The organism is Neisseria subflava, from assembly GCF_024205705.1.
Lineage (GTDB): Bacteria > Pseudomonadota > Gammaproteobacteria > Burkholderiales > Neisseriaceae > Neisseria > Neisseria subflava_D.
Genome location: NZ_CP073115.1, coordinates 2,160,198 through 2,180,532, shown reverse-complemented (window position 1 = coordinate 2,180,532; position 20,335 = coordinate 2,160,198). Strand labels below are relative to the sequence as shown.

General features: G+C 48.5%; 15 protein-coding genes and 2 pseudogenes. 12 read left to right on the top strand and 5 right to left on the bottom strand.

What is annotated here, in order from left to right:
• Nucleotides 1-108: 108 nt before the first annotated feature.
• The 4 genes and pseudogenes from zupT (at nt 109) to KCG54_RS10475 (ending at nt 4,601) form a co-directional block, all read left to right on the top strand.
• Nucleotides 109-917, top strand: a pseudogene (gene zupT, locus KCG54_RS10490) (zinc transporter ZupT).
• Between the two features lie 96 nt (nt 918-1,013).
• Complete coding sequence (locus KCG54_RS10485; protein ID WP_254324137.1) at nt 1,014-3,845, top strand: valine--tRNA ligase; 2,832 nt, start codon at nt 1,014-1,016, stop codon at nt 3,843-3,845.
• A 67-nt stretch (nt 3,846-3,912) separates the two neighbouring features.
• The gene (locus KCG54_RS10480) at nt 3,913-4,140 is read left to right on the top strand and encodes a hypothetical protein (protein WP_063076217.1); all 228 of its coding nucleotides are present in this window, start codon (nt 3,913-3,915) and stop codon (nt 4,138-4,140) included.
• 98 nt (nt 4,141-4,238) lie between these two features.
• Nucleotides 4,239-4,601, top strand: a complete 363-nt coding sequence (locus KCG54_RS10475) for a hypothetical protein (protein ID WP_254324136.1) — start codon at nt 4,239-4,241, stop codon at nt 4,599-4,601.
• 210 nt (nt 4,602-4,811) lie between these two features.
• Here the strand turns inward: KCG54_RS10475 and KCG54_RS10470 are convergent, their stop codons facing one another.
• A complete protein-coding gene (locus tag KCG54_RS10470; RefSeq protein ID WP_254324135.1) occupies nt 4,812-5,753 on the bottom strand; it encodes an ABC transporter ATP-binding protein in 942 nt (313 codons plus the stop codon).
• Between the two features lie 15 nt (nt 5,754-5,768).
• Nucleotides 5,769-6,659, bottom strand: coding sequence for an NUDIX hydrolase (locus tag KCG54_RS10465; RefSeq protein ID WP_254324134.1), 891 nt, complete (start codon nt 6,657-6,659; stop codon nt 5,769-5,771).
• A 120-nt stretch (nt 6,660-6,779) separates the two neighbouring features.
• Between KCG54_RS10465 and KCG54_RS10460 the strand changes: the two genes are divergently transcribed.
• The 4 genes from KCG54_RS10460 (at nt 6,780) to hrpA (ending at nt 9,936) form a co-directional block, all read left to right on the top strand.
• Nucleotides 6,780-7,364: a beta-class carbonic anhydrase gene (locus tag KCG54_RS10460; protein ID WP_254324133.1), complete on the top strand. Its 585-nt coding sequence runs from the start codon at nt 6,780-6,782 to the stop codon at nt 7,362-7,364.
• 18 nt (nt 7,365-7,382) lie between these two features.
• Entirely contained in the window at nt 7,383-7,988 is a 606-nt protein-coding gene (gene nadD, locus KCG54_RS10455; protein WP_003684732.1) for a nicotinate-nucleotide adenylyltransferase, read from the top strand.
• A 58-nt stretch (nt 7,989-8,046) separates the two neighbouring features.
• Nucleotides 8,047-8,433 carry a ribosome silencing factor gene (gene rsfS, locus KCG54_RS10450; protein WP_049322451.1) on the top strand — a complete coding sequence of 129 codons (387 nt, stop codon included), beginning with the start codon at nt 8,047-8,049 and terminating at the stop codon, nt 8,431-8,433.
• A gap of 108 nt (nt 8,434-8,541) precedes the next feature.
• Nucleotides 8,542-9,936 carry an ATP-dependent RNA helicase HrpA gene (gene hrpA, locus KCG54_RS10445; RefSeq protein ID WP_254324132.1) on the top strand — a complete coding sequence of 465 codons (1,395 nt, stop codon included), beginning with the start codon at nt 8,542-8,544 and terminating at the stop codon, nt 9,934-9,936.
• Between the two features lie 91 nt (nt 9,937-10,027).
• Here hrpA and dcm read toward each other — a convergent pair whose 3' ends face one another.
• Genes dcm through KCG54_RS10430 form a run of 3 tightly spaced genes read right to left on the bottom strand, consistent with a single transcriptional unit; the run spans nt 10,028 to nt 13,454 of the window.
• Nucleotides 10,028-10,981 carry a DNA (cytosine-5-)-methyltransferase gene (gene dcm / locus KCG54_RS10440; RefSeq protein ID WP_070631767.1) on the bottom strand — a complete coding sequence of 318 codons (954 nt, stop codon included), beginning with the start codon at nt 10,979-10,981 and terminating at the stop codon, nt 10,028-10,030.
• Nucleotides 10,969-12,411: a protein NO VEIN domain-containing protein gene (locus tag KCG54_RS10435; RefSeq protein WP_070631763.1), complete on the bottom strand. Its 1,443-nt coding sequence runs from the start codon at nt 12,409-12,411 to the stop codon at nt 10,969-10,971. The genes dcm and KCG54_RS10435 overlap by 13 nt, the downstream gene beginning before the upstream one ends.
• Nucleotides 12,408-13,454 (bottom strand): DNA cytosine methyltransferase, encoded by a 1,047-nt coding sequence (locus KCG54_RS10430; RefSeq protein WP_254324131.1) that lies wholly within the window; start codon nt 13,452-13,454, stop codon nt 12,408-12,410. The genes KCG54_RS10435 and KCG54_RS10430 overlap by 4 nt, the downstream gene beginning before the upstream one ends.
• A gap of 164 nt (nt 13,455-13,618) precedes the next feature.
• Here KCG54_RS10430 and KCG54_RS10425 point away from each other — a divergent pair.
• The 4 genes and pseudogenes from KCG54_RS10425 to KCG54_RS10410 form a co-directional block, all read left to right on the top strand.
• Nucleotides 13,619-13,996 (top strand): annotated as a pseudogene (locus KCG54_RS10425) (ATP-dependent helicase); the annotation flags it as partial.
• 17 nt (nt 13,997-14,013) lie between these two features.
• Nucleotides 14,014-15,591: a phosphoethanolamine transferase gene (locus tag KCG54_RS10420; RefSeq protein WP_254325023.1), complete on the top strand. Its 1,578-nt coding sequence runs from the start codon at nt 14,014-14,016 to the stop codon at nt 15,589-15,591.
• 101 nt (nt 15,592-15,692) lie between these two features.
• Complete coding sequence (locus KCG54_RS10415; RefSeq protein ID WP_432761031.1) at nt 15,693-18,608, top strand: DUF3418 domain-containing protein; 2,916 nt, start codon at nt 15,693-15,695, stop codon at nt 18,606-18,608.
• Nucleotides 18,609-18,771: 163 nt separating this feature from the next.
• A complete protein-coding gene (locus KCG54_RS10410) occupies nt 18,772-20,283 on the top strand; it encodes an AAA family ATPase (RefSeq protein ID WP_254324129.1) in 1,512 nt (503 codons plus the stop codon).
• The last annotated feature ends 52 nt before the right edge of the window (nt 20,284-20,335 follow it).

Genomic DNA, 20,335 nt, shown 5'->3' with positions numbered 1-20,335 from the left:
TTTGTTTAAAATCCATGTATCCAATCAATAAAATAAATAATAACTATTATCATATGCATTAAAAAGTGTTAGTCTGAACCTGTCCCAGCTTTTAGTGCAGGTTTTCTCATGCCCGATTTTTCGATGTCCAATTTGGCCGTTGCCTTTTCCATCACGTTGGCTGCCGGTTTGTTTACCGTATTAGGCAGCGGCTTGGTGATGTTTTCCAAAACGCCTAATCCGCGCGTGTTGTCGTTTGGTTTGGCATTTGCCGGCGGTGCGATGGTGTATGTTTCCCTGACGGAGATTTTCAGTAAATCCAGTGAGGCGTTTGCTGAAATTTATGATAAAGACCACGCGTTTGCGGCGGCGACCATGGCATTTTTGGCTGGGATGGGTGGCATCGCGCTGATTGACCGCCTGGTGCCGAACCCGCATGAAACCTTAGACGCGCAAGACCCGTCGTTTCAAGAAAGCAAACGCCGCCATATTGCGCGAGTCGGCATGATGGCGGCGTTTGCGATTACGGCGCACAATTTCCCCGAAGGTTTGGCGACGTTTTTTGCCACCTTGGAAAATCCGGCGGTCGGGATGCCTTTGGCCTTGGCGATTGCCATCCATAATATTCCGGAGGGCATTTCCATCGCCGCGCCGGTTTATTTTGCCACCCGCAGCCGTAAGAAAACGGTATGGGCGTGCCTGCTATCCGGCTTGGCCGAGCCTTTGGGGCGGCATTGGGCTATTTGGTTTTACAGCCGTTTCTATCGCCTGCCGTGTTTGGTTCGGTATTCGGCGTGATAGCCGGTGTGATGGTATTTTTGGCATTGGACGAGCTGCTGCCGGCCGCCAAGCGCTATTCAGACGGCCATGAAACCGTTTACGGCCTGACAACAGGAATGGCGGTAATTGCCGTCAGCCTGGTATTGTTCCGTTTTTAAAACCCGTATGCCAAAGGCCGTCTGAAATGATTCAGACGGCCTTTTTGCGTTATAATCCGCACATCAAAAATAACCTTAATTTCACAAAGTTCCATCATGTTAGACAAATACAATCCAGCCGAAATCGAATCCAAACATTATCAAAACTGGGAAGAGCAGGGCTATTTCCAGCCTGATATGGATTTGACCAAACCGTCTTTCTCCATCCAACTGCCGCCGCCCAACGTAACCGGCACGCTGCACATGGGCCATGCCTTCAACCAAACCATCATGGACGGCCTGACCCGCTACTACCGCATGAAAGGCTGCAACACCGCCTGGATTCCCGGCACCGACCACGCGGGCATCGCCACGCAAATCGTGGTCGAGCGTCAGCTTGCCGCGCAAAACGTGTCCCGTCATGACTTGGGCCGTGAAAAATTCTTGGAAAAAGTGTGGGAATGGAAAGAAGTTTCCGGCGGCACGATTACCCAACAAATGCGCCGCGTGGGCTGCTCTGCCGACTGGACGCGTGAGTATTTCACGATGGACGACGTGCGTGCCGAAACCGTGACCGAAGTGTTTGTGCGCCTGTTTGAGCAAGGCTTGATTTACCGCGGCAAACGCTTGGTGAACTGGGATCCGGTTTTAGGTACGGCAGTATCTGATTTGGAAGTGGAAAGCGTGGAAGAACAAGGCTCTATGTGGCACATCCGCTATCCGTTGGCCGACAATCCTGCCGAAGCCGTTATCGTGGCGACCACCCGTCCCGAAACGCTGCTGGGCGACGTGGCCGTTGCCGTCAATCCCGAAGACGAACGTTACACTCACTTAATCGGCAAAGAATTAATCCTGCCGCTGACCGGCCGCACTATCCCCGTGATTGCGGACGAATACGTTGAAAAAGACTTCGGCACAGGCTGCGTGAAAATCACGCCTGCGCACGACTTCAACGACTACGAAGTCGGCAAACGCCACGACACGCGCCTGATTAATGTGTTCGACTTGGAAGCCAAAGTGCTGGTAAACGCTGAAGTGTTCAACTTCAAAGGCGAAGCGCAACAAGGTTTTGCCCTGCCTGAAAAATACGCAGGTTTGGACCGCTTTGCCGCGCGCAAACAAATGGTTGCCGATTTGCAGGAACAAGGCTTCTTGGTCGAAATCAAACCGCACACGCTGATGACGCCGAAAGGCGACCGTACCGGCTCAGTGATTGAGCCGATGCTGACCAGCCAATGGTTTGTCGCCATGTCCGCCACGCCAAACGGTGGCGAGCCTGACAGCGAATTCAAAGGATTGAGCCTCGCCGACAAAGCCAAAAAAGCCGTCGACAGCGGCGCGGTGCGCTTTATCCCTGAAAACTGGGTCAACACCTATAACCAATGGATGAACAACATCCAAGACTGGTGTATCTCACGCCAACTGTGGTGGGGTCATCAAATCCCTGCATGGTACGACAACGAAGGCAATGTTTACGTTGCCCGCAATCAGGAAGAAGCCGAAAAACAAGCCGGCAAAACCGGTTTGACCCGCGAAGAAGACGTATTGGATACATGGTTCTCCTCCGCGCTCGTGCCGTTCTCCACGCTCGGCTGGCCGTCTGAAACCGACGAACTCAAAGCCTTCCTGCCGTCCAACGTCTTGGTTACCGGCTACGAAATCATCTTCTTCTGGGTGGCGCGCATGATTATGATGACCACCCACTTCACCGGCAAAGTACCGTTTAAAGACGTGTACATCCACGGCATCGTGCGCGACCACGAAGGCAAAAAAATGTCCAAATCCGAAGGCAACGTCATCGACCCTGTGGATTTGATCGACGGCATCGATTTGGAAAAACTGCTGGTAAAACGTACCACCGGCCTGCGCAAACCCGAAACCGCGCCGAAAGTGGAAGAAGCAACCAAAAAACTCTTCCCTGAAGGCATTCCGAGCATGGGCGCGGACGCATTGCGCTTCACCATGGCGAGCTACGCCAGCCTCGGCCGCAGCGTCAACTTCGACTTCAAACGCGCCGAAGGCTACCGCAATTTCTGCAATAAATTGTGGAACGCCACCAACTTCGTGTTGATGAACACCGAAGATAAAGACTGCGGTCAAGACGAAATGCAGCCGTTGGCGTTTACCTTTGCCGACCAATGGATTATCGGCAAACTGCAACAAGCCGAAGCCGCCGTTGCCGAAGCCTTTGAAACCTACCGCTTCGACCTTGCCGCGCAAACGCTGTACGAATTTGTATGGAACGAATATTGCGACTGGTACATCGAGCTAGCAAAAGTGCAAATCCAAACCGGCTGCCCGACAACCCAGCGCACCACACGCCGCACCCTCGTGCGCGTACTCGAAACCATCCTGCGCCTGCTGCACCCAATCATGCCGTTCATTACCGAAGAGCTGTGGCAGGTCGTTGCGCCTCTGGCGAATGCCAAAACCGCCGACAGCATCATGTTGGCCGCCTATCCGCAAGCCGATAAAGAACAAATCGTTCAGACGGCCTTCGATAAAATGGCCGCATTGAAAGACTTGGTGGAAGAAGTGCGCAAACTGCGCGGCGAAATGGGTATCGCGCCAAACGTCAAAGCGCCGCTCTTCGTCGAAGGCAGCGCAGAACTCGAAGGCCTGCTCAAATACCTGCCGTCGCTCACCCGACTGACTGAAGCCAAGCTGGTGGACAGCCTGCCCGAAGCGGAAGACGCCCCCGTCGCCGTCTGCAACGGCGCGCGCCTGATGCTGAAAGTCGAAATCGACAAAACCGCCGAAACCGCCCGTTTGAGCAAAGAAGCCGAGAAGCTGCAAAAAGCCTTGGACAAACTCAACGCCAAACTCTCCAAACCCGGCTACACCGAAAAAGCCCCGGCACATTTGGTGGAAAAAGACAAAGCCGATTTGGCGGAATTGGAAGACAAAATGGCGAAAGTTCAAACTCAGTTGGCGAAGTTGAAAGACTGATTTTGATTGAATAGGCAAGGCCGTCTGAAGAATGTTTTTTCAGACGGCCTTATCAAAAGGAAATCAAATGATGGACTTCATCATGCCTATATTGCTCATCGTCGCCATCGTCGTACTTCATATTTATACCTGCTTTACCGAAGCAGTCCACCTCAACAAATGGCGGCCGTGGTTGATTATTCTACTGTTGATTTTGACCGGCACTTGGTTTATCTACTTCGTCAGTCGTACCGCACTGATGAAGTTGGGTGTCCAGCTGGTGCTGATTGCCGGTCTCGTGATTTATATTTCTTGAACGTCCGCCTGCAGTAAAATACTCGCAAAGGCCGTCTGAAAATGCAGCTTCAATGTCGTTGCAACTTTTCAGACGGCCTCTTTTAAGAAAGGAAATAGATGAAACTCTTTATTCTGCCGGTGCTTTTATCCGCAACAACCGCCCTGGCTTCTCCGATTGTCGGTACATGGCATTGCGTTGGCTCTGATGAAAACATTCACAGTGATACAAAAGTCGAATATCTTCAGGACGGCAGTTTCCGTGGCGACGCTAAACTCAAAGTGGACGATGACGGCAATGTCTTGGCATACCATGTTGTTGGTGGGGGTAAATGGCGTTTTGCGAACAATGCCTTAACTCAAAGTCAAATCAAGTACAGCGAAGTTTCACAACTCCACAGCCCTGAAACATTGGCATGGTTGGAAGAATCAGAAGACGGCCAATTCTTGGAAAGCATGATATACACCGGATTGGTTGCGTAGATGGCCAAGCCCGGTGAAGATGAAGTGTATCAACTGGATAAAACAGGCAAATTGGTGTCTGAAGACGGGACTTCCCGTGAGGTATGTACGAAAGTGAAGTAAAAAGTGCTTGTAGATCAGATGGGTTTGTCTGATTGATGGCTGAGATAACAAAGGCCGTCTGAAACTTAATTTTCAGACGGCCTTTTTCTTTTTCTCAACCCATCAGATTCAATCAAACCAAACGATCTGACTTTCATCCACGCTGATGCGGATTTCCTGTCCGGTTTGCGGTTTGTCCGTATCGTGGTCGGCGTGGGGATACCAAATCAAATCGCCGTATTGCGGATGGGCGAGGGTAAGGCGTGTGCCCTCGGCGAGGGGGACGGCTTCACTGATGCGGACGGCTGTGCCGTTCGGGTCGAATCGGATGGCGTGTTGGGGAATGTAGCGTGTGTCGCTGGTGTTGGCCAAACCGAGTAGCAGGGCGGCTTGGGCGTTGACGGGGCGGCGGATAAGGGTTTCCGGCGTACCGTGTTGGAGGATGCGGCCTTCGTGCATGATGGCGATGGTGTCGGCCATGGTGCAGGCTTCCTCGGCGGAGTGGGTCACGAGGATGGCGGGAATGTTTTGACTGCGGATGCGTTCGGCGGTCAGGGTGCGCAGGTGGTGGCGCAGGTGGGTGTCGAGGCTGGAGAAGGCTTCGTCCAAGAGCAACAGCGACGGGCGCGTGATGAGGGCGCGTGCGAGGGCAAGGCGTTGCTGTTCGCCGCCGGAGAGGCTTTCGGGTTTGCGTTGCGCTTCGTGTTCCAAACCGATGTCGCGCAAGGCCTGCATGGATTGTTCTTCGATTTCGGCTTTGGGTAGGCGGCGCATTTTGAGGCCGAAGCCGACGTTGTCGAGGGCGGTTAAATGCGGCAAAAGGGCGTAGTCTTGAAACATCAGCGAGATATTGCGCTTTTCAGACGGCATGTCGGTGATGTTGTCGCTGTTGAGCCAGACTTCGCCGCTGTTGGGATGCACCAGGCCGACGATGGTTTTGAGCAGGGTGGATTTGCCGCAGCCGGAGCGGCCGAGTACGGCGAGGATTTCGCCTGCTTCGACGTTTAGGTTGATGTCTTGGGCAACGATTTTGCTGCCGAAGCGTTTGTTGATGTTTTTGAGTTGCAACATGGTTTCAGACGGCCTTTAAAAATGGGGTCGGCAACGGATGCTGTCGAGCCATGCGGACAGCGGATGTTTGGGGTCGATCAGGCCGTATCGCCGGCAGGCTTCGATCGTGACCAACTGGGCATCGTGCATCATGTGCCCGCCCAACATGGCATCGAGCAGGGCGGGGATGTCCATCAGTTCAAAACCGGCGACTTCGCCGTCTTGGTTGGCGGGTTGGAAGCCTTCGGGCAGGACGATGTCGAAGATATACAGAATTTCGTTGTGGACACCGCGGTTAACGGGGCGCAAACTATATATTTGGGCAGTCGGTCGGATATGAGGTGTTAATGAAGCGGGAATGCCTGCTTCTTCTTCGCCCTCGCGGCAGACGGCTTCAGACGGCCTCTCGCCGCTGCTGATACCGCCGCCGGTCAGGTTGTCGAGTTTGTTCGGATCAACGGCTTTGTGCGGACTGCGGCGGCCTATCCAAAAGCGCAAACCGTCTTCTGTTTCGACCAATCCGTTCAAATGCACTGCCTGACTCATCAGGCCGAACGGACGGAAGGCGGCGCGTTCGAGTGCGCATAAAGGCTTGCCCGACTGGTCGCAGATGTCGAACTTTTCACCGCGCCAACCTTTGAGCCAACCGCACTCGCACCATTGTTGCGCCAGCGTTTGCAAACTGTCGCCCATTTCCGCCCAGCTGTCGGTTTCCAAATTCAGGCCGTCTGAAAGGGTCGACTGCCTGCCTGTCCAATCTTGCCCGAGGCGTTCGCGCCATAACGGGTTCAGACGGCCTAAAGGCAGGCCGTTGAGATACAGAATGCACCAATCGTCGGATGCGCCATAGCTTGTCTGCGCCCAATCCCACAATGCGTCGTGGACATTGGGTGTGAATACCTGTTCAAAACGGAAAGACTGAGACATGGCGCATCCTCCAAAAGAACTAAAGATACGTCGATTTTAGCCGTTTACGGCGAATTTGCAAAACAACCGCACTACCCGAAAACCGCTATAATAGAGTAAACCATCCGAAACGAGCACATCATGAGCGAATTGAGCGAAATCCTCGCCTATAACCAACATTTCGTTGAATCGGGCGAGTACGAAAAATATTTCACCAACAAATACCCCGGCCGCGAGCTGGCCATCCTTTCCTGCATGGATGCACGCATTATTGAATTGTTGCCCAATGCGTTGGGCTTGAAAAACGGTGACGCCAAGCTCATCAAAAACGCCGGTGCGCTGGTGACCCACCCTTGGGGTTCGGTGATGCGCAGTTTGTTGGTGGCCGTATTTGAACTCAAAGTCAAAGAAATCATGGTCATTGCCCACCACGACTGCGGTATGCGCGGATTGCACGCCGAAGAGTTCCTCCAACGCGTACACGACAGCAATATCCCCGACGACCGCATCGAAACCCTGCGCAATGCCGGTATCGATTTGGACGGCTGGCTGACCGGTTTTGACAACGTCGAAGACAGCGTACGCCATACCGTCGAGCTGATTCGCAAACATCCGCTGATGCCCGACAACATCGCCGTCCACGGCCTGGTTATCCACCCGACTACAGGCAAGCTCAACCTGATTGTTGACGGCAGCCTGCCTGCTTCAGACGGCCAAAACATCTAACGCAGACACCACCACGAAATGAAAAACATCGGATTATTCGGCGGCACGTTTGACCCCATCCACAACGGCCACCTCCACATCGCCCGCGCCTTCGCCGACGAAATCGGTTTGGACCTTGTCGTCTTTCTGCCGGCAGGCGACCCGTACCACAAAGACAGCACGCGCACGCCGGCGCAAGAGCGCCTCAATATGGTTGAACTCGCCATCGCCGACGAGCCGAAATTTGCCGCCAGCGACTGCGATATCGTCCGCGACGGCGCAACTTATACGTTTGACACCGTCCAAATCTTCCGCCAGCAGTTTCCCGGCGCGCAACTGTGGTGGCTGATGGGCAGCGACAGCCTGATGCAGCTGCACACATGGAAAAAATGGCAAACCCTCGTGCGCCAGACCCATATCGCCATCGCCATGCGCCAAGGCGACAACCTCAACAAAACCCCGCGCGAATTGCACGCATGGCTCGGCGAAGCACTGCAAAACGGCAGCGTCCGCATCCTCAACGCGCCGCTGCACAACACCAGCTCTACCCAAATCCGTGCCGATCTCGCCAAAACCCACCATTCAGACGGCCTGCCGCAACCCGTTGCCCAATACATCCGCCAACACAAACTCTATGAAAAATAGCGTTTATTCAGGCAGATAAGCTATAATGCCGTCTGAAAACATTTCAACTAGGAAAACAATGAACGAACAAGAATTGCAAGACCTGCAAAAAATGGTCGAAGTGGCCGTAAACGCCCTCGAAGACATTAAAGCCAAAGACATCTCTGTTTTGGAAACCCAAGACAAAACCTCCCTGTTCGCCCGCATGATTATTGCCAGCGGTGACAGCACACGCCAAGTCAAAGCACTGGCGAACAACGTTGCCGTCGATTTGAAAGAAGCCGGTTTCGAAATCCTCAGCACCGAAGGCGACACCGGCGAATGGACGCTCGTCGACGCAGGCGACCTCGTTGTCCACGTCATGCTCCCTGCCGTGCGCGACTTCTACGACATCGACACCTTGTGGGGCGGAGAAAAACCGAGTTTCCACGCCGGTATGCAAAAACCTTGGCACGCCGCCGACTAAAACGGTTTATCCATACAAAGGCCGTCTGAAACTTGAAAGCAAGCAAGTTTCAGACGGCCTTTTGCTATAATTCCATTCTTTTCACATTATTTAATTTATTGCACCATCATGCCGCAACCCGATTTCGCCCAAACCCTCTCCAAAGACCGCCATTTTCTGCGATCTGCCTTTAAAAACCCCAATAAATACGGCGGCTTGGCCAAGGTTGAGGAAAAATACAAAAAATCGCACGATCTCTATCTGCAACGCCTGTCCAAACTGCCCAAGCCCGAATTTGACAACACGCTGCCCGTTCACGAAAAACTCGACGAAATCAAAAAAGCCATTGCCGAAAATCAGGTAACGATTATTTGCGGCGAAACCGGTTCGGGCAAAACCACGCAGTTGCCCAAGATTTGTTTGGAACTCGGGCGCGGGGCGGCAGGATTGATCGGGCATACCCAGCCGCGCCGTTTGGCCGCGCGTTCCGTAGCAGAGCGGATTGCCGAAGAGCTGAAATCCGAAATCGGCAGCGCGGTCGGCTATAAAGTACGCTTTACCGACCACACCTCGCGCGATGCCTGCGTCAAGCTGATGACCGACGGCATCCTGTTGGCAGAAACCCAGACCGACCGTTATCTCGCTGCCTACGACACGATTATCATCGACGAAGCGCACGAACGCAGCCTGAACATCGACTTCCTCTTGGGCTATTTGAAACAGCTCCTGCCGCGCCGCCCCGATTTGAAAGTCATCATCACCTCGGCAACGATAGACGCAGAACGCTTTTCCCAACACTTCAACGGCGCGCCTGTGCTGGAAGTAAGCGGACGGACGTATCCCGTCGAAATCCTCTATCGACCGCTGACCAGCAAAGATGAAGACGATGCAGAAGTAGAGCTGACCGACGCGATTGTCGATGCAGCCGACGAATTGGCACGCTATGGCGAAGGCGATATTTTGGTGTTCCTGCCGGGCGAACGCGAAATCCGAGAAGCCGCCGAAGCCCTGCGCAAATCTACACTGCGCCGCAACGACGAAATCCTGCCCCTGTTCGCACGCCTGTCGCACGCCGAGCAGCACAAAATCTTCCACCCCTCCGGCGCAAAACGCCGCATCGTGTTAGCAACAAACGTCGCCGAAACCTCGCTCACCGTGCCGGGTATCAAATACGTCATCGACACCGGCCTCGCGCGCGTCAAACGCTATTCCGCACGGGCAAAGGTGGAGCAGCTTCATGTCGAAAAAATCTCCCAAGCCGCCGCCCGCCAACGCTCCGGCCGCTGCGGCCGCGTCTCCGCAGGCGTCTGTATCCGACTGTTTTCAGAAGAAGATTTCAACAGCCGCCCCGAATTTACCGACCCAGAAATCGTCCGCAGCAACCTCGCCGCCGTCATCCTGCGCATGGCATCACTGAACTTGGGCGACGTAGCAGCATTCCCGTTTTTAGAAATGCCCGATTCGCGGTATATCAATGACGGTTTTCAGGTATTGCTGGAGTTGGGGGCGGTGGAGGCAATATGATTTCAAACAACCAGAAAAAGAAATTACACAAAAAATACCGCTTGGAAAATAAATTTCAGATGGTATTTTGCATTTTTAGACTGGCTGAATACTACACAATTTCTGCTAACGCATTGGCAACGTGCCACATCAATACAGGCGGTACAGCATTGCCAATTGCCCGATATTGACGATTATCTGACACGCTGTCAAATTGAAAATCAAGCGGAAAAGATTGAATATTAGCGGCTTCACGCGGTGAAAATCGGCGATACCGTTCGCCAATCATCAATACAGGGTCTGTGCCATTCAAACTCACTTTTGCCAAATGTGCGCTAATCGTATTGCATGGCTGTTCAATATTTTGTACGCGCCCTTTATTCATTTTTTCACGCACACGCAACATACCCTCTACCGCTTTAGGGCTGAAAAACCATTTTTCATCAAGATTAGCTTGTGCATCCAATGCGAATTTAAGCGGTACTTTTTCAGGCAGCATAACAGGAAATTGAAATTTGAAATAATCGTCAAAATCCCGAAAACCCACCATAAAAACACGTTCGCGCTTTTGCGGTACGCCATATTCAGACGCATTCAGCAATTTATAGTGAATGTGATAACCAGCTTGTTCAAATTCACGCAAAATCATCGGAAAAGCCTGTTTATTATTTGCCGATAACAAACCTTTTACATTTTCCGCAATAAAAAATCGAGGTTGTTTTTCCTTTAAAACTTTAACCATTTCAAAGAATAACTTACCTTTTTCATCTTTATAACCCAAACGCGGCGGATTTTGCGCCACAATAGAAAACGATTGACACGGAAAGCCCCCCAGCAAAATATCATGGTCAGGCAATTCATGTGCCACAATATCGCGAACATCTTTCAATTCAGCATGATGCGTAAAATTGTCGTTGTAAATTTTAATGGCGTAAGGGTCGTTATCGGCAGCATATACAATTTCAAATGGTAATTTGGCGTAGTAGTGCCCTAAATAATCAAATCCACCCAAAATACCTTTATCCATGCCACCGCAACCGCAAAATAGGGATGTTACTCGGAGCATGATACCTCCAACAAAGGCTGCCACTTGCCAGCTTGCGGTAAAAATTCAACCATCCAATGGCTGTCAATTTTTAATAAATTCTCACGATATTTTTTCGCAGGATTTTGAATAATAAAAATATTTTTGCCTGTCTCATTCATAACTAGATAATAAATAAAGTAACTGTCTCCCAAGGTTTCCGCGCTATCCCATTCATTTGGCGTTAATTTAAAGCGATTGCTGTTAATTGCCTTTTTAGAGCGCGTACTTTTCACTTCAATGTATCGTTTATGCTTTTCAATTTCAATACTTTGCAAATCATAACCTACACCCAAAGGCGTTGGGATTTTGTTAATCAAATGTTGGCGGTTGGATTGACCTTTGGTACGTAAATATTCATGCGCCAAAATCAAAGTTTCGCCATAATCGCCAAAAATTTTGGTAGGTAACAATTCTTTACCTTGCATTTTGGCGTAATATTCTTGTACTAATACAGAAATATCTGCTTGTTCCGCTTGATTTAATGACGGAGAAAATTCTGCGATATTGTCAAATTGGTTCACATAATCAAACCATTGTCGTTCTAATGCCCTAATTTCAGCATTACTGATTTCTTTTTGATAATAAAAACAATTGTATTGGTTGAAATAAGCTGTATTTTGCAAATGGCGATTGATTAAATCTGGATTATCCGTATTCAAATAATAGTAATAGTGTGTTCCCTTTGTTTTCAATAAATTAGCCAAAACCATATAATCTAAAATATCGCCAGCATAACGATAGACATCACTAGCAGATGGATAATTACCGTTTATCTTTTTTAATTGCTCATATTCATGAGAGTATTTAATTTTATTTTCTCTATTTTCAATAATGTGCTTGGCAACATCATGTGCTGTTTTGCTATGTTCAGCCGTTACGCGCAAATCAAAATAGGCGCATTGCGTTAATTCTTCGGCGGTTAAACTAAATGGCTTATCGCTTAATTCGCAGGCCGCCTGAAAAATTTGCAAAATAAATTTACACGGCTGAAATTGAATGCCTTTTTTGATCTGTTCAATCACTGCATGATTTTTATTGTGTCCTGCTGGGTATTGAAAAGTGTATAAAAAATAATTAAAAAATTCATCAAGATATTGATTTTCAGCCAGCCTTTTTGCCATGAGACTGGGAAATAATTTTCCTGTTTCGGTTTCTTGAATAAAAGAAAATAAGGCAGCAATTTCAGTGCGCCAATTATCGATGGTTTTTTGTTTAGCAGTTTGATTTTTACCAAAATTTCTCAAAACCGCATTTAATTGTTCGTTAAATTCTTTTTCAGGCAGCGTGTTCAAATCAGAAATAGAATTGGCAACGTACAATAACACTTCTTCTACATTACTTTTAAAACGTGGGCGAATATGATGTAAACGGAAAAAATATTCATCAGGAATTTGATAAATTTGGCTCATAAAAATTCTTTCATTTTCAATGCAATCACTTTTGCCAACATAGGCGGAACAGCATTGCCAACTTGTTTATATTGACTGGTTTTTGTCCCTAAAAACACAAAATCATCAGGAAACGATTGAATCCGCGCACTTTCGCGCACCGTTGGCACACGGTTAAATTCATAATGGAAATGGTGGCGGTGTCCTGTATCAATCGTAAAACTTGGTTTTTGGCTGTTTAAGCGTGTCCATGCAATATTGACGTTTCTCGTTTGGCGCAAATGTTCAGGTAGGCTTTTGTAATTGCCGCCATCAGGTACGAGTGCGATAATTTCTTTTGTTTTATCATTATGTTGAGTGATTTGATGATTAAACAAGCCAGTTGCATTTTGGCGCATCATGTGTTGATATTCGCTGCTGCCTAAAAGTGGATAAGCCGCGCCATCATCAACCGAATAATCAGGTAAATCAGAAATGGCTTGTTTTACAGTAACATATTGATTAACCGTTTGTTTGGGAAAATCAAATGTTATGCCATTTTTAAATCCCACAAAAAATGCGCGTTTACGATTTTGCGGTACCCCATAATCAGAAGCCATTAAAATTTGACTTTTGACGATATAGCCTAGTTGCTCAAAATCTTGAGTAATTTGTTGTTTAATCGCTCCTTTTCCCATTGACATTATATTAGGGACATTTTCCATTAGAAATGCTTTGGGCTGATAAAAACGGACAAAATCCACAAACGCTTTATAAAGTTGATTGCGTTCATCATCAATCATGCGTTTGCCGGCGATAGAAAAACCTTGACATGGTGGCCCGCCAATAATCACATCTATTTGTTTAATTTGAGTTTGTTGGGAGATTTGTTCGGGTGTGATGTTGAATAAATCGGCGACAATGCCTTGTGTGCCTTTGTGTGTGGCGGTGTAGGTGGTAATCGCGTCTTGCCAATAATCTATGCCCAATTTGACATCAAAACCAGCTTGAATAAAACCGAGCGATAAGCCGCCACAGCCGCAAAATAAATCTAAAACAGTAGGTTGGTGTGTGTTATTCATCATATTTTCAAAAATAAGATTTCAGGTGGCCTGAAAAAGCAGAATTATAACTTAGGATAGAACAAATACCGTCTTAAATATTGCTTTAAGACAACATTATCTGTTATTTTTCAGGCAGCCTAAAAGCCCCAAAACCGCACTATCAATTAACCCCTATTGGCAAACAAATGGGTCAACTACCAATTGACCCCAAAGTCAGCCGAATACTGATTGCTGCACAACAAAATGACTGCATGGCAGAAATATTGGTGATCGCGTACGCGCTGTCGATTCAAGATCCACGCGAGCGGCCGCTAGAGGCGCGCGAGGAGGCAGCCAAAGCACACGAGCGTTTTACCGACAAGCAGTCTGATTTCCTTGCCTACCTGAACATTTGGGACAGCTTCCAGCGCGAGTGCGACAAAGACTTATCCAACAAGCAGTTGGTGCAGTGGTGCCGCCAATATTTCCTGTCGCACCTGCGGATGCGTAAGTCGCGCGCGATTGAAATGGGTTTAACCACCAAGGAAGCCGCTTTCAGACGACCTCCCGAAGTCAGGCAACTTTTATTGTGAAATTTCCCATTATGAAAAAATCCCTTTTCGTTCTTTTTCTCTATTCATTTCTACTTACCGCCAGCGAAATCGCCTATCGCTTTGTATTCGGGATTGAAACTCTGCCGGCAGCAAAAATGGCGGAAACGTTTGCGCTGATATTTGTGATTGCTGCGCTGTATCTGTTTGCGCGTTATAAGGCTTCACGGTTGCTGATTGCGTTGTTTTTTGCGCTCAGCATCATTGCCAACAATGTGCATTACGCGGTTTATCAAAGCTGGATGACGGGCATTAATTATTGGCTGATGCTGAAAGAGGTTACCGAAGTCGGCAGCGCGAGCGCGTCGATGTTGGATAAGTTGTGGCTGCCTGCGTTGTGGGGCGTGGCTGAAGTCGTGCTGTTTTGCAGCCTTGCCAAGTTCCGCCGTAAGACGCATTTTGCCGCCGATATTGTGTTTATTGCGGCGATGTTGCTGATTTTTGGACGTTCATTCAGTACGACGCAGGAACACGGTATTTCGCCCAAGCCGACATACAGCCGCATCAAAGCCAATTATTTCAGCTTCGGCTATTTTATCGGGCGCGTATTGCCGTATCAGTTGTTTGATTTAAGCAAGATTCCTGTTTTCAAACAGCCTGCGCCAAGCAAAATTGGGCAGGGCAGTGTTCAAAATATCATCCTGATTATGGGCGAAAGCGAAAGTGCGGCGCATTTGAAATTGTTTGGCTACGGACGCGAAACTTCGCCGTTTTTAACCCAACTTTCGCAGGCCGACTTTAAACCGATTGTGAAACAAAGCTATTCCGCCGCTTTGATGACGGCTGTGTCCCTGCCCAGCTTTTTCAATGCGATACCGCATGCCAACGGCTATGAGCAAATCAGCAGCGGCGATACCAATATGTTCCGCCTCGCTAAAGAGCAGGGCTATGAAACGTATTTTTATAGCGCGCAGGCGGAAAACGAGATGGCAATTTTGAACTTAATCGGTAAGAAATGGATAGACCATCTGATTCAGCCGACGCAGCTTGGCTACGGCAACGGCGACAATATGCCCGATGAGAAGCTGTTGCCGCTGTTCGATAAAATCAATTTGCAGCAGGGAAAGCATTTTATTGTGTTGCACCAACGCGGTTCGCACGTCCCATACGGCGCATTGTTGCAGCCTCAAGATAAAGTTTTCGGCGAAGCCAATATTGTGGATAAGTACGACAACACCATCCACAAAACCGACCAAATGATCCAAACCGTATTCGAGCAGCTGCAAAAGCAGCCTGACGGCAACTGGCTGTTTGCCTATACCTCTGATCATGGTCAGTATGTGCGCCAAGATACCTACAATCAAGGCACGGTGCAGCCTGACAGCTATCTTGTGCCGCTGGTGTTGTACAGCCCGGATAAGGCCGTGCAACAAGCTGCCAACCAGGCTTTTGCACCTTGCGAGATTGCCTTCCATCAGCAGCTTTCAACATTCCTGATTCACACGCTGGGCTACGATATGCCGGTTTCAGGTTGTAGCGAAGGCTCGGTAACGGGCAATCTGATTACGGGCGATGCAGGCAGCTTGAACATTCGCGACGGTAAGGCGGAATATGTTTATCCGCAATAAGCGGCGTGAAACCAATAAAGACAAATTTAGATGATGTCGGGGATAGATGCCCGACCGACAAGACTATGCAAAATATGAAAAACCAAGTACGCGGATCAGGCATGGATGCCCGATCCAACCCAGCCAATATTTCAGACGGCCTGCAAAACAGTTCGGGCCATATCGGTGCCAACACGCGCTACCGCCTGACCAAGCTCGGCGAACAAATGGCGCGCCTGCCCATCGACCCGAAAATCGCGCGCATTTTGCTGGCGGCGAAGAAGCACGACTGTATGGCGGAAATATTGGTGATTGCGTCCGCGCTGTCGATTCAAGACCCGCGCGAGCGGCCGCTGGAAGCGCGTGATGCCGCTGCCAAGGCGCATGAACGCTTTACCGACAAGCAATCCGACTTTCTTGCCTATCTGAATATTTGGGACAGTTTCCAGCGCGAGCGCGACAAAGGTTTGTCCAACAAGCAGCTGGTGCAATGGTGTCGTCAATATTTCCTGTCGCACCTGCGTATGCGCGAGTGGCGCGAGCTGCACTACCAGCTTGCCCAAACCGCGATTGAAATGGGTTTGACCACCAAAGAAGCCGCGTTTAGACAACCTCCTTCCCAAGAGCAATTAAGGCCGTCTGAAAGCCAAGGCGATCAAGATTTGGCGGCCAAACTCAAACAAAAACAATTGGATAAGAAACAACACCGCGCCCAAATCCGCGCCGCCAAAGAAGCGGGCTACGAACAAATCCACCGCGCCCTGCTCACCGGCCTTATCGCCAACGTCGGCATGAAATCGCCCGACGGCAACGACTATACCGGCGCGCGCGGCAGCCGTTTCCACCTTTTTCCTGCATCAGCCCTGTTCAAAGCCAAGCCCAAATGGGTGATGGCTGCAGAATTGGTTGAAACCACGCGCCTTTACGCGCGCGACGTCGCCGTTATTCAGCCCGAATGGATAGAGCAGGAAGCTCCGCACCTCGTCCGCTATCATTATTTCGAGCCACACTGGGAACAAAAACGCGGCGAAGTCGTCGCCAGTGAACGCGTGACGCTTTACGGCCTGACCGTATTGCCGCGCCGCCCCGTGTCTTACGGCAAAGTTGCACCCGAAGAAGCGCGCGAAATCTTTATCCGCGGCGCATTGGTGGCGCAAGAAAGCAATCTTCAGACGGCCTTTTTTGCCCACAATAAAAAGCTGATTAAAGAAATTACCGAACTCGAACACAAATCGCGCAAACAAGACGTATTGGTCGATGACGAAGCCCTGTTTGCGTTTTATAACGAACGCCTGCCCGAGCTGGTGTGGAAAGACGCGAAAGGCGGCGTTTGGGGAAGCGAAGAGGACGGACAAAACCAGTCGGACAAGACGGCCGGACAAAACGGACAAGCAAACCAGCGCAACGCAGGGCGTGTGGCGCAAGCCACGCACGCGGATTCCAAAGATGCGGACAACCGCGAGCATGAACCGAGTGTACACAACCGACAAAATGTTTCAGACGACCCCAAACCCAAAAAGCAGCCAGCATCTCAAAAAGGCCGTCTGAAACCTTTACCCCTTGCCGATATCCGCACCTTTGAAGCCTGGCTCAAAACCGCCGAGCGCGACAATCCGCGCCTGCTGTTCCTAAGCCGCGACGATTTGATGCAACACGCTGCCGCACACATTACCGAAGAGCAGTTCCCCAAATTTTGGCAAACCGCAGACGGCAAGTTCAAACTTTCCTATCGCTTCGAGCCGCACCATCCGCTCGACGGCGTGACCATGACCGTGCCGCTGACCGTCCTCAATCGCTTGCACGCGCCGTCGCTCGAATGGCTGGTGCCCGGTATGTTGCGCGAAAAAATCCAGCTGCTGATTAAAGCACTGCCGAAGCAAATCCGCCGCATTTGCGTGCCCGTACCCGATTTCATCACCAAATTTCTCGAAAGCAATCCCGACCGCCAAGCCGCCATCATTCCCCAGTTGGCGCACTTTATCGCCAAAAGCGCCGGCGATATGCGGATTCTTGAGCAAATCGACCAAGACGCATGGGCGGCGCAAGAGTTGCCCGAACACTGCTATCTGAATCTGCGCATTATCGACGACGGCGGACAAGAGCTTGCCGGCGGCCGCAAACTGCATGAGTTGCAACAACAACTTGGCCAAGCCGCCACCGTCACCTTCCGCGACAACACCCAAGAATTCGAGCGCGACAACGTTACCACATGGGACATCGGCACCCTGCCCGAATCCATCAAATTCGCCCGCGGCAAACAACAGCTCACCGGCTACCTCGGCCTGCAAAAAGAAAAAGACGGCCGCATCGCCCTGCGCCTGTTTGACACCACCGAAGCCGCCGAACAGGCACACCGTCAAGGCGTAATCGAATTGATGAAGCTGCAATTAAAAGAGCAGGTAAAAGATTTGAACAAAGGCATCCAAGGCTTTACCCAAGCCGCCATGCTGCTCAAACACATCAACGCCGATACCCTGCGCGACGACCTCACGCGGGCCGTCTGCGACCGCGCCTTTATCGGCGAAGACGAGCTGCCGCGCAACGAAAAAGCCTTTAAAGAGCAAATCAAACGCGCCCGCAGCCGCCTGCCCGCCGTCAAAGAAGCCCTTAGCCGCTACTTGCAGGAAACCGCCGCCGCTTACGCCGAGCTCAACAGCAAACTCGGCAAACACCCATTGACCCACCTTCTAAGACTACGCCTGCAAACCCTGCTCGCCGCCGGCTTCGCCAGCCATACCCCGTGGGCACAATGGCCACGCCTCCCCATCTACCTCAAAGCCATGACCCTGCGCCTTGAAAAATACAGCAGCAACCCCGCCCGCGACGCAGCCCGCGAAGCCGATATTCAAGAGCTGGAACAAATGTGGCAGGAGAAAACCGACAGCCTGATCAAACAAGGCCTCCCCATTTCAGACGGCCTTGCAGGGTTTAAATGGATGATTGAAGAATTGAGAGTGTCGCTGTTCGCGCAGGAATTGAAGACACCATATCCGGTGTCGGTGAAGAGGTTGATGAAGGAGTGGGGGGAAAGTAAATGAAAGCTAACTAAAAAATATAATGCATATGTTTTTATGCAATTACTGCAAAATAAAATATAAGATAGTACAATCTAGACCATTTCAAATAAAAAAAATATACAAAATATTGTATCAAATATTTTTTTAATACTTATATGAATGATACGTTATGGAGTTTAGCAACATGGCACAAAATAATTTAATTAATCCAAATTCAGATAAAAATACTGTAGATCAACTAGATTTGTCAGATCGAAATAATTTCCCTTTATTCATAAAAAAAATAACCATAGATCGATTAAAACAAATTAATAATCTAACTGTAGAATTTAAGCATCCTATCTCCATTATTGCAGGTGTCAACCGTTCAGGAAAAACCACTATGCTGACCACAATTGCATGTAGTCATGAGAATTTCAAAAAGAGGAATATAACGAATGGCATTCTAGAAAGGCATACATGGCAAGATTTTATGAAATTCACAGTAAATGATTGCCAAAATGATGATTACAAATATTCCATTGAATATAAAATTGGTGGCAAAATCCAAACAAAGAGTGGAAAGCGAAATCAGTTTACGAAAAAATGGTCTGGGGTAGCAAAAAAAGAAGGACAAATTAAAAATAGGGAAGTTAGATATATAGACCTATCTAGACTATTACCTGCTCGTAATTTTGGAAAGGCTATTCTACGAAAAAATCCCAGCAACAGTGCTGTAGATGCAAAACTAACGATGTGCTTATCGCATATTTTAGAAACTAATTTTACTATAACAACCCAATTTTCTCATCAAGATAAGGACACTTTTTGCTATCAAGGGTTATATTCTAGTTTTAATGCTGCCTCAGGCGAAGAATCTTTAATTAGATTATTAAGAGAGATTATAGAGGCATCAGAAAAATCATTAATTTTAATTGATGAAATAGAGGCTAGCTTACACCCCAAAATTCAACGTAGGCTAATAGATATTCTATATTTCTTTTCTAGATATGAAAAGAAACAGTTTATTATTACCTCCCACTCTCCAATAATTTTATCATGCTTACCTAAACACAGTAGAATTTTCATAGAGGAAAAAAATGGCAACTATAAATGCGAACAAGATAAAAGTATAAACTTCATCTTGTCAAAAATGGATTCAATTACATATCCATTAATTGATTTATGCTGTGAAGATGCGGTTGCAATGAGAGTTATAAATAAGTTACTGGATGAATTAATTCATCAAGATTCTTCATATCGAAATTTGATTAACGTTATGGTAACAGGTGCTGCATCAACGACCTTCAATATATTTAACGCTTTCAAAAATACATATAAAGATAGAAAGATTAAAACGGGATATGCTTGTATTTTAGATGCAGATATGAAATCAAACCAAACATACCAAAATAATGAATATATTCATTTTTTACTAGGTCAATATACTAATGAAAATCCCGAAACATTTTTAGTAAAAGAATATTTAGGCCAAAATCCACATGAGAATCTTCAATATTATGTAAATAATGCTAATAACCATGTTCTTTTTAAGAAGATGCATGAATTAGATATAGTTAATTCAAATACTGATGATAATCTAGAAGCATTCAATTTGTGCTGGGGCTCTTTTATTCAAAACAACCCTGATTATTTCAATGATTTTAAATTATTTATTGATAATTTAATTGATAAATTTTCCAATGACAACCTTTAAATTACCTAAAAATAGCAAACCGTAGCCCGCATCCATCTAATTACGTGTGTGC